Annotated in this window: 10 protein-coding genes; 4 read left to right on the top strand and 6 right to left on the bottom strand. The window is 71.8% G+C overall.

The window, feature by feature from the left end; translation table 11 throughout:
• Window positions 1-113: 113 nt before the first annotated feature.
• Both ACX6XY_RS22345 and lnt read left to right on the top strand, forming a co-directional pair.
• A complete protein-coding gene (locus tag ACX6XY_RS22345; RefSeq protein WP_460333539.1) occupies window positions 114-599 on the top strand; it encodes a nuclear transport factor 2 family protein in 486 nt (161 codons plus the stop codon).
• A 113-nt stretch (window positions 600-712) separates the two neighbouring features.
• On the top strand, window positions 713-2,296 hold the full coding sequence (lnt, locus tag ACX6XY_RS22340) for an apolipoprotein N-acyltransferase (protein WP_460333527.1): 1,584 nt from the start codon (window positions 713-715) through the stop codon (window positions 2,294-2,296).
• On the opposite strand, the gene ACX6XY_RS22335 is transcribed toward lnt, so the two are convergent.
• The gene (locus ACX6XY_RS22335) at window positions 2,220-3,125 is read right to left on the bottom strand and encodes a Gfo/Idh/MocA family protein (protein WP_460333536.1); all 906 of its coding nucleotides are present in this window, start codon (window positions 3,123-3,125) and stop codon (window positions 2,220-2,222) included. The genes lnt and ACX6XY_RS22335 overlap by 77 nt on opposite strands.
• Window positions 3,126-3,273: 148 nt before the next feature.
• Between ACX6XY_RS22335 and ACX6XY_RS22330 the strand changes: the two genes are divergently transcribed.
• Window positions 3,274-3,822, top strand: coding sequence for a hypothetical protein (locus ACX6XY_RS22330; RefSeq protein ID WP_460333524.1), 549 nt, complete (start codon window positions 3,274-3,276; stop codon window positions 3,820-3,822).
• On the opposite strand, the gene ACX6XY_RS22325 is transcribed toward ACX6XY_RS22330, so the two are convergent.
• From ACX6XY_RS22325 to ACX6XY_RS22315, 3 genes are all read right to left on the bottom strand, one after another.
• The gene (locus ACX6XY_RS22325) at window positions 3,810-4,355 is read right to left on the bottom strand and encodes a hypothetical protein (RefSeq protein ID WP_460333522.1); all 546 of its coding nucleotides are present in this window, start codon (window positions 4,353-4,355) and stop codon (window positions 3,810-3,812) included. The genes ACX6XY_RS22330 and ACX6XY_RS22325 overlap by 13 nt on opposite strands.
• Before the next feature lie 128 nt (window positions 4,356-4,483).
• Window positions 4,484-5,179: a uracil-DNA glycosylase gene (gene ung, locus ACX6XY_RS22320; RefSeq protein WP_460333519.1), complete on the bottom strand. Its 696-nt coding sequence runs from the start codon at window positions 5,177-5,179 to the stop codon at window positions 4,484-4,486.
• A 101-nt stretch (window positions 5,180-5,280) separates the two neighbouring features.
• Window positions 5,281-6,867 carry an ABC transporter substrate-binding protein gene (locus tag ACX6XY_RS22315; protein ID WP_460333516.1) on the bottom strand — a complete coding sequence of 529 codons (1,587 nt, stop codon included), beginning with the start codon at window positions 6,865-6,867 and terminating at the stop codon, window positions 5,281-5,283.
• A gap of 92 nt (window positions 6,868-6,959) precedes the next feature.
• Here ACX6XY_RS22315 and ACX6XY_RS22310 point away from each other — a divergent pair, with 92 nt between their 5' ends.
• Complete coding sequence (locus ACX6XY_RS22310; protein ID WP_460333513.1) at window positions 6,960-7,151, top strand: hypothetical protein; 192 nt, start codon at window positions 6,960-6,962, stop codon at window positions 7,149-7,151.
• Here ACX6XY_RS22310 and ACX6XY_RS22305 read toward each other — a convergent pair.
• Window positions 7,144-7,899 (bottom strand): SDR family oxidoreductase, encoded by a 756-nt coding sequence (locus ACX6XY_RS22305; protein ID WP_460333510.1) that lies wholly within the window; start codon window positions 7,897-7,899, stop codon window positions 7,144-7,146. The genes ACX6XY_RS22310 and ACX6XY_RS22305 overlap by 8 nt on opposite strands.
• Window positions 7,900-7,982: 83 nt before the next feature.
• On the bottom strand, window positions 7,983-8,744 hold the full coding sequence (fabG, locus tag ACX6XY_RS22300) for a 3-oxoacyl-ACP reductase FabG (protein ID WP_460333507.1): 762 nt from the start codon (window positions 8,742-8,744) through the stop codon (window positions 7,983-7,985).
• Window positions 8,745-8,899 lie beyond the last annotated feature (155 nt).

Here is an 8,899-nt window from a genome sequence, read left to right as displayed (position 1 = left end):
CCGTCGCGCGGCGCGCGGCGCGGGCCGTCCGCGTCGGGCCGCCGACGCCGCGGCCGTACGCCGCTGACCGCACGCCTCTTGGCTCGTACGCCGCGGTGGCCAAGACTGGGTCGATGACACAGCGTGTGGACCTTGCGACCGTGATGGACCGGCTGGCGATCGACGCTCTGCTCACCGACTACGCGCACTGCCTCGACGACGGGGACTGGACGGCCTACCGGGAACTGTTCAGTCCGGACGGACGTGCGGACTACCGCTCGGCGGGCGGTGTCGAGGGCCCCGCCGACGAGGTAGCCGAGTGGCTGGCGGGCACCGTGGGACGGTTCGCGATGCGGCAGCATCTGATCGTCAACCGGCGGCTCCGCCTCGACGCCGTGGACGGCGACCCCGGCGACACCGCCCAGGTACGGGCCGACTATCTGAACCCCATGCGGACGGCCGGGGCGGACGGGGGCGACTCCGCACCGGACTTCGAGTGCGGTGGCCGGTACGCGTTCTCGGTGCTGCGCACCCCCGTCGGCTGGCGGGTCACCCGCGTCGTCGTCCACGAGAAGTGGCGCCGCCACCAGCTGAGGACCGCGCCCCCGGCCGACCGGTAGGACCCGGTTGCGCGGCCCTGTCTCGGCCCTGTCTCGGCCCTGTCGCGGCACGGACCGGGGCGCGCACACTGGGACGTAGTACGCACCGGGCGTCCGGGGCGAGGAGGCGCGCGATGGACGTCGCTGTCGGCCGCTGGGCGGCGCCACTCGGCAATCCGTGGTGGCGGGGCGGCGCCGCCCTGGTCGCCGGGGCGCTGCCCGCGCTGGCGTTTCCGGCCCCGTCCTGGTGGTGGTTCGCGTATGTCGCGCTGGTGCCCTGGATGCTGCTGGCGGCCTCGGCGCCGAGCGGGCGGCGGGCCGCGCTGGACGGCTGGCTGGGCGGGGCCGGGTTCATGCTCGCGGCGCACCACTGGCTGCTGCCGAACCTGCATGTGTTCACGGTGCTGATCGCCGCTCTGCTGGGGGCGCTCTGGGCGCCCTGGGGCTGGCTGACGCGGCGTCTGCTGGGCGGCGGGCACCCCACGGCGGGGCGGGGCGCCGCGGCCCTGGTCGTGCTGCCGTCAGCCTGGCTGGCCGTCGAACTGGTCAGGTCCTGGGAGGGGTTGGGCGGTCCCTGGGGGCTGCTTGGCTCCAGTCAGTGGCAGGTGGAACCGGCGCTGCGGGTCGCGTCGGTGGGCGGGGTGTGGCTGGTCGGTCTGCTGATCGTGGCGGTGAACACCGCTCTCGCCGCGCTGGCCGCGGTGCCCGCGGCCCGTGCCCCGGCGCTCGCCGGGATCTGCGCGGCCGCCGTCGTCACCGCGGCGGTCTGGGTCTGGGCCCCGCGGCCGCGGCCCGCCGACCCGGCCCGGATCGCTCTCGTACAGCCCGGCGTCGTGAACGGCCTCGGCGGCGGCGACGCGCGCTTCGCCCGCGAGGAGGCGCTGACCCGCACGCTCAGCGGACAGGACCTGGATCTGGTGGTGTGGGGGGAGAGCAGCGTCGGGCACGACCTGGCGGACCGGCCCGACCTGGCCGACCGGCTCGCCGCGCTGTCGCGCGACGTGGGCGCGCCGATCCTGGTGAACGTCGACGCGCGGCGCTCGGACCGGCCCGGCATCTTCAAGTCATCGGTCCTGGTCGGCCCCGAAGGACCGACCGGCCAGCGGTACGACAAGATGCGTCTGGTGCCCTTCGGCGAGTATGTGCCCGCCCGTTCGCTGCTCGGCTGGGCGACGTCCGTGGGCGAGGCCGCGGACGAGGACCGCGGGCGTGGCCGGGCTCCGGTCCTGCTCAGCGTGTCGGACGGTCTCGTCGCCGGGCCGCTGATCTGCTTCGAGACGGCGTTCCCCGACATGAGCCGTCAGCTGACCCGAGACGGCGCGCGGTTGCTGGTGGCCCAGTCGGCGACCTCCACGTTCCAGGGCAGTTGGGCGCCGCGGCAGCACGCGTCGCTGGCGGCGCTGCGGGCCGCCGAGAGCGGCCGTCCCGTGGTGCACGCCACGCTCACCGGGGTCTCGGCCGTGTACGGCCCGCGAGGTGAGCGGATCGGGGACCGGCTCGGCACCGAGGCTCGCGCGGCCGCGGTCTACGACGTGCCGCTGGCCTCGGGCAGCACGCTCTATGTACGGCTCGGCGACTGGGCGGTGTACGGGGCGCTCGGGGTGCTGGCCGTGCTGTGCGCGGCCGAGGCCGTACGGGCGCTCAGGAGGCCTGCTCCTCAGCGCGCTGGACGATCCGCTCGCACAGCTCGTGGGTCATCAGGGCGTCCTGCGCGCTGAGCACCATCCCCGCCCGTACCGAGTCCAGGAAGGCGAGCACGATCTGCTCGATGCCGCGCTGTCTGGCGACCGGCACCCAGTCGCCACGCCGCCGCACGCTCGGCTGGCCCTTGTGGTCCACGACCTCGGCGAGGTTGCGTACCTCCCGCTTGGTGTCCTGGCCGGACACCTCGAGGATCTCCTCGGCCGAGCCGCTGAGCCGGTTCATCATGCCGATCGCCGTGAAGCCGTCACCGCCGAGCTGGAGCACCACGTGGTGCAGCAGGCCGTCCTCGACGCGGGCCCGCACGCCGATGTGGTCGACGGCGCCCGGCGCCAGGAAGCGCAGCGTGTCCACCACATGGATGAAGTCGTCCAGCACGAGCGTGCGCGGGTCCTCGGGCAGTCCGACGCGGTTCTTCTGCATCAGGATGAGGTCGCGCGGGTGCTCGATGCACTGGGCGTAGCCGGGCGCGTAACGGCGGTTGAAGCCGACGGCGAGGCTGGTGGCGCGCTGTTCGGCGAGCCGTACGAGCCGTTCGGACTCGGCGATCTCGTAGGCCAGGGGCTTGTCGACGTAGGTGGGGACGCCCGCTTCGAGCAGCCGGGTGACGATCTGCGGGTGTACGGCGGTCGGGGCGTGGACGAAGGCGGCGTCGAGGTCCTGGGCGAGCAGCGCGTCGAGGTCGGTGTGGCAGCGGGCGTCGGGGATGTGGTGGGCGGCCGCGATCCGGTCGAGCGTGGCGGAGGTGCGGGTCTGCAGGTGCAGTTCGACCCCCGGAAGGGTGCTGAGCACCGGCAGGTAGGCCTTCCGCGCGATGTCCCCGAGCCCGATGCAGCCGACCTTCACGTCCGTCTCCCTGCTGTTCACTGGCGTTCCGCTTCGGCAGCATACGCGGCGTTGCGCGCCGTCCTCGTCAACCGGCCTGATCACTCGTGTGGGGCACATCCGGCCCGTCCGAGCGACGCCGCGCCGTCGAGGCACCAGAGTGGCGCGGATGCACCGATCAACAACCACCGCGGCCCTGCTGGTGACGGTGACGGCGTCGGCCGTCTCCGGCTGTGTCACCGTGGACCGGCCGCCCGGGGCCGAGCCGCCGTCTCCCACCGCGACGCCGCCCGCCGCGCCTGAGGCCCGCCACGGCACGGAGCCGCGCGAGGTGCAGGCGCCCGCGCGTGAGGCGTTGGAGATGATCTCCCCGGCGGACAACCGGGCGTCGCCCAGCGCTCCCCCGTCGGGACCGGTCTCGCCCCGCCCCGCCGCGGCGCCTGCCGAGTCCGCTGGGCCCGGCCACACCGCCCGTCCCGAGACGGTGCCTCCGGTCCGCACTCCGGGGGGCGACGCCCGCCCGCCGCTGCCCAGCCGTCTCCCTCGGATCCCTGTCCCGACCACCGCGCCGCCCGGCCTCGACCCCGGCGGCGTCACCGTGCCGGAGCCGGAGGTCGAGCGGGCCTGGGCCGGTCTGTGCGGGCTGGGTGAGCGATACGGCGGCTGGGCGCCGGACAGCCCCGAGGCGCGTATCTGCCAGGAGGCCTACGGCCGCTGACGGGGCGGCCTGGCGGGCCCGCCAGGCCCGCCGGGCTCCCCCTCGCCGGTGGCCCCGCCCGGTCCGGCGAGCCGCAGCTCCAGACGCTCCACGGCGGCCCGTACGCCCTCGCCGTACGGGTCGTCCCCCAGCACGCCGAGGACGCCCCGCGCCTTCCGCAGGTGGGTGCGCGCCTCCTGGTCGCGGCCGAGTTTCACATAGTCGGCGGCCAGGTTGAGGTGCAGCGAGGGATAGAACGCGCGTACCGCGAGCGACTGGTGGTGCTCCCCCAGTCGCTCGTCGGTCAGCGCGTCGGCCGCGGTCAGCGCCCGCAGGTCCCAGGCCAGCTCGTCCGCGGGGTCGTCCTGAGTGTCGGCCATGTAGTGCGCGATGGTGCAGCGGTGCAGGGGGTCGCCGTCCTCGCCGATCTCGGTCCACAGCTCCAGGAAGCGGTTCCGAGCCTCTTCCCGGTCGCCCGCCCGGTGCAGCATGATCGCCTGTCCCGCTCGGGCCATCACCGGGTCCTGCGCCAGCTGTTCCCGCTGCTCTGCCACTGCTGCCTCCACCACACTCGTACGAGCTCGCCGACCGCCAACCGCCGATCACCTGTGACGCTAACCGCCGCCACTGACAATCGCGGGCAGGCGCGGGGTGCCAGGGCGCAGAGAGGTCCGGAGCGGGGTCAGGCCGCCGACTGCGCCAGGTCGGGGATGCGCCAGTCGATCGGGGCGTGTCCCTGGGCCGCCACCGCCTCGTTGATCTGGGTGAACGGCCGGGACCCGAAGAACTTCTTGGCGGACAGCGGCGAGGGGTGCGCGCCCTTCACCACGACATGCCGCTCGGTGTCGATCAGCGGGAGCTTCTTCTGCGCGTAGTTCCCCCACAGCACGAACACGGCCGGGTCGGTGCGCTCGGCCACCGCCCTGATCACCGCGTCCGTGAACTTCTCCCAGCCCTTGCCCTTGTGAGAGTTGGCCTCCCCTGAGCGGACCGTCAGGACCGCGTTCAGCAGCAGCACGCCCTGCTGTGCCCACGGCAGCAGGTAGCCGTTGTCGGGGATCGGGGTGCCGAGCTCGGCGTGCATCTCCTTGTAGATGTTCCGCAGCGAGGGCGGGGTCTTCACACCGGGCCGCACGGAGAAGCACAGGCCGTGCCCCTGGCCCTCGCCGTGGTACGGGTCCTGGCCGAGCACCAGCACCTTGACCTGGTCGAACGGCGTGGCCTCCAGCGCGGCGAACACCTGCTCGCGCGGCGGGTACACGGGCCCCTTCGCCCGCTCGTCCTCGACGAAGTCCAGGAGCTCCTTGAAGTAGGGCTGGTGGAGCTCGTCGCCCAGGACCCCGCGCCAGGACTCGGGGAGCAGGTCAGTGTCGGTCACGTCAACAACCTCCGGTGTGCTGCGGTCACTTATGCACTGCGATCACTCATGCACCGCAGAACCTACCGCCCGGCACTGACAACGCCCCCTGGAACCGGCCGCTACCAGCTGGTCTTCCGCTGGAGCTCCCACATCATCATGATCGTCGAGGGGTCCAGCGAGCGTTCGCCGCCCGCGATCTCCTCGCTCGCCGCGAGGTACTGCTTGCCCTGCCACAGCGGCAGCAGCCGTACGTCGTCCACGAGGATCTCCTGTGCCTTCTTGATGTGCCCGGCCACCGCGCCGCGGTCGCTCTCCTGCCGGGACTGCGGCAGCAGTACGTCGGTGATCTTCGGAGCCGGGTAGGGCGTGCCGAGGGCGTTGCGCTCGCCGACGAAGGGCGCGATGAAGTTGTCCGGGTCCGGGAAGTCGGGGAACCAGCCACGGCCGAAGACGGGGTAGTCGCCGTTGCGGTAGCCCTTCTCGTACGTCTTCCAGACGTCGTGGCTCTTGAGCGTGACGTCGAACAGCCCGGTTTTGTCGAGCTGCCGCTTGATCTCCTTGAACTCGGGTTCGGTGACGGAGCCGTAGCGGTCGGTGGTGTACCAGAGCGTCAGCGGCACGGGCTCGGTGATGCCCGCGTCGGTGAGGATCTTCCTGGCCTTCTCGGTGCTCGGCTTGCCGTAGTCGTCGAAGAAGCCCGTGGTGTGGCCGGTGACGCCCTTGGGGACCATCGAGTAGAGCGGCTCGACGGTGTCTTTGTAGACCTTGTGCGCGATCGCGCCGCGGTCGATGACCTGGGCGACGGCCTTGCGGACCGCCGGTTTCCTCGTCCAGGTCTCCTCGAGGTTGAACACCAGGTAGCGGATCTCCATCCCGGCGCCTTCGAGGAGCTGGAGGCCGTCGCCCTTGTCGTCGCTCTGGAGGGCGACGATGTCCTCCGAGGCCAGACCGCGGAAGGTCACGTCGATCCGCTGCTTCCTCAGGGCGTCGACCATGGCGGACGAGTCCTTGAAGTAGCGGATGGTGACGGCGTCGTTCTTGTGCGCGGCCCGCCCCTTGTAACGCGGGTTCTTGGACAGCTTCGCCGTCTCGCCCTCGTCGTAGGAGTCCAGGACGTAGGGCCCGGAGCCGGAGATCTCGTCCTGCTTCTCGCGGAGCTTGTCCGCGGGGTACTCCTTGGGGTTCACCAGGGACAGCGCGGGGGTGGCGAGCACGAACGGGAAGGTCGCGTCGGCCTTGTTGAGGTGGAAGACGACCTCGTGGTCGCCCTTCGTCTCGACCCGGTCGAGGCTGCCCAGCAGCCCTTCGGGGCCGCCCTGGACCTGGATCTTCCTGATCCGGTCGACGGAGTGCTTCACCGCGGCGGCGTCGAGCTTGTCCCCGTTGGAGAAGCTCAGGCCCTCGCGTATCTCGCAGCGGTACGTGCGGTGGGCCGCGTCGGTGAACTCGCACTCCTTGGCCGCGTCCGGCTCGGGGACCGTTCCGCCGGCCGGGAAGCTCAGCAGGGTCTGGTAGACGTTGCGGTACAGCTCCCAGGAGCCGTCCCAGGCGGCCGCCGGGTCGAGCGTGCTCGGGGCGCTGGTGGTGCCCACGACGATGCGTTCGCTGTCGTCGGAATCCCCCGAAGAGAGCACTCCGCATCCCGTCAGCAGGGATATGGACGCAACTGTCGCAGCTGCCTGCAGACATCGGGTCCGGTTGAACACGTGCACGCTCCTCGATCAGGCCACGCCAAGGGTTGGCAGACGATACCGCAGTGCCCCGCCGGGTCCGCTGTGGAGGTCTGGCGGGGCACTTGATGGGGGTGAACGTCACCTACGAGGCGTTCAGGCCGTTCGAGGAGTTCAGGGTGTTCGGGTCGTTCGCGGTGTTCAGGCCGTACGCGGCGTTCGGGCCGTACGCGGTGTCCGGGCCGTACGCGGTGTCCGGGCCGTACGCGGTGTCCGGGCCGTACGCGGTGTCCGGGTCGTTCAGGGGGGTCGTCAGCTGACGCCCGCGTTGAGGAAGATGCCGCCGTCCACCACGAGTGTCTGGCCGGTGATCCAGTCCGACTGGTCCGATGTGAGGAACGCGGCGGCGCCCCCGATGTCCTCGGGCATCCCGAGGCGGCCCAGCGGGTAGGCCGCGGCCGCCTCGTCCTCCCGGCCCTCGTAGATCGCCTGGGCGAACTTGGTCTTCACGACCGCGGGCGCGATGGCGTTGACGCGTACCCCCGGCGCGAACTCGTGCGCCAGTTGCAGCGTCAGATTCACCATGGCCGCCTTGCTCATGCCGTACGCGCCGATGAAGGGCGAGGCCGAGACTCCGGCGATGGAGGCGATGTTGACGATCGCCCCGCCGTGCTCGCTCTGCCAGGCCCGCCAGGTCCGCTGGGCGAAGCCGAGCGCCGAGATGACGTTGGTCTCGTACACCTTGCGCGCGACGTTCAGGTCGAGTTCGGCGATCGGCCCGAACACCGGGTTGGTGCCGGCGTTGTTGACCAGGAAGTCGAGCCGCCCGAAGGCCGCCATGGCCTGCTCGACGGCGCGCTCCTGGTGGGCCTCGTCGTGGGCCTTGCCCGCGACGCCGATCACCCGGTCGGCGCCGAGCCTCTCGACGGCCTCCTTGAGGGTGTCCTCGTTGCGCCCGGTGATGCACACCCGGTCGCCGCGGGCGACCAGCGCCTCGGCGATGCCGTAGCCGATCCCCCGGCTCGCGCCGGTGACCAGAGCGGCCTTTCCACTGTCCTGCACGGTCATGATCCGTCGTCCTTACCTGAGTCAGCGAGTCGGTCAGCCAGCCAGTCAGCCCGTCGTCCCGTCAGCCCTGATCGGGCGGCGGGTCAGTCGAGCGGACCGCCGGCCACGTACAGGACCTGGCCCGAGACGAACCCGGCCGCCTCACCGGTGAAGAAGGCGATGGCGTTCGCGATGTCCTCGGGCCTGCCGACGCGCTGGACGGGGATCTGGGTGGCGGCCGCGGCCTGGAAGTCCTCGAAGCCCATGCCGACGCGCTCGGCGGTGGCCTTGGTCATCTCGGTGGCGATGAAGCCGGGGGCGACGGAGTTGGCGGTGATGCCGAACTTGCCGAGTTCCTTGGCGAGGGTCTTGGTGAAGCCCTGCAGACCGGCCTTGGCGGCGGAGTAGTTGGCCTGGCCGCGGTTGCCGAGGGCGGAGGAGCTGGAGAGGTTGACGATCCGGCCGAAGCCCGCGTCCACCATGTGCTTCTGGCAGGCCTTGGCCATCAGGAACGCGCCGCGCAGGTGCACGTTCATGACCGTGTCCCAGTCGGACGCGGCCATCTTGAACAGCAGGTTGTCGCGGAGCACGCCCGCGTTGTTGACCAGGATCGACGGCGCTCCCAGCTCGGCGGCGACCCTCTCGACGGCCGCCTCGACCTGGGCCTCGTCGGAGACGTCGCAGCCGACGGCGAGCGCCCTGCCACCGGCCGCGGTGATGGTCTCCACGGTGTCCTTGCAGGCCGCCTCGTCGAGGTCGATGACGGCGACGGCGCGGCCTTCGGCGGCCAGTCGTACGGCGGTCGCGGCGCCGATGCCTCGCGCGGCGCCCGTCACGACGGCTACCCGCTGCTCGGTGGTGGACATGCTGGTTCTCCTCGCCCTTGGAAACGGTTCTCGCGGCGCGCCGGGATGGTGAGCGACCGCTTAGTACCTACAGCAGACGTGACGCTAGAAGCCCTGGCACCCGGTGTCAACGGCCCACCGGGCGCCAGCCCTGGCCACGCGTCCCCAGCCATGCG

It is taken from the genome of Streptomyces sp. O3 (genome assembly GCF_054788135.1).
Note: the sequence above shows the minus strand (reverse complement) of the source record. Positions and strands in the feature narration are given on the sequence as shown.

Bases quoted from the DNA above. Each gene is read 5' to 3' on its own strand.
- ACX6XY_RS22345 (WP_460333539.1), top strand. From the start codon at position 114: ATGACACAGCGTGTGGACCTTGCGACCGTGATGGACCGGCTGGCGATC.
- ACX6XY_RS22305 (WP_460333510.1), bottom strand. From the start codon at position 7,899: ATGACCGTGCAGGACAGTGGAAAGGCCGCTCTGGTCACCGGCGCGAGC.
- lnt (WP_460333527.1), top strand. From the start codon at position 713: ATGGACGTCGCTGTCGGCCGCTGGGCGGCGCCACTCGGCAATCCGTGG.
- fabG (WP_460333507.1), bottom strand. From the start codon at position 8,744: ATGTCCACCACCGAGCAGCGGGTAGCCGTCGTGACGGGCGCCGCGCGA.
- ACX6XY_RS22310 (WP_460333513.1), top strand. From the start codon at position 6,960: ATGGGGGTGAACGTCACCTACGAGGCGTTCAGGCCGTTCGAGGAGTTC.
- ACX6XY_RS22330 (WP_460333524.1), top strand. From the start codon at position 3,274: ATGCACCGATCAACAACCACCGCGGCCCTGCTGGTGACGGTGACGGCG.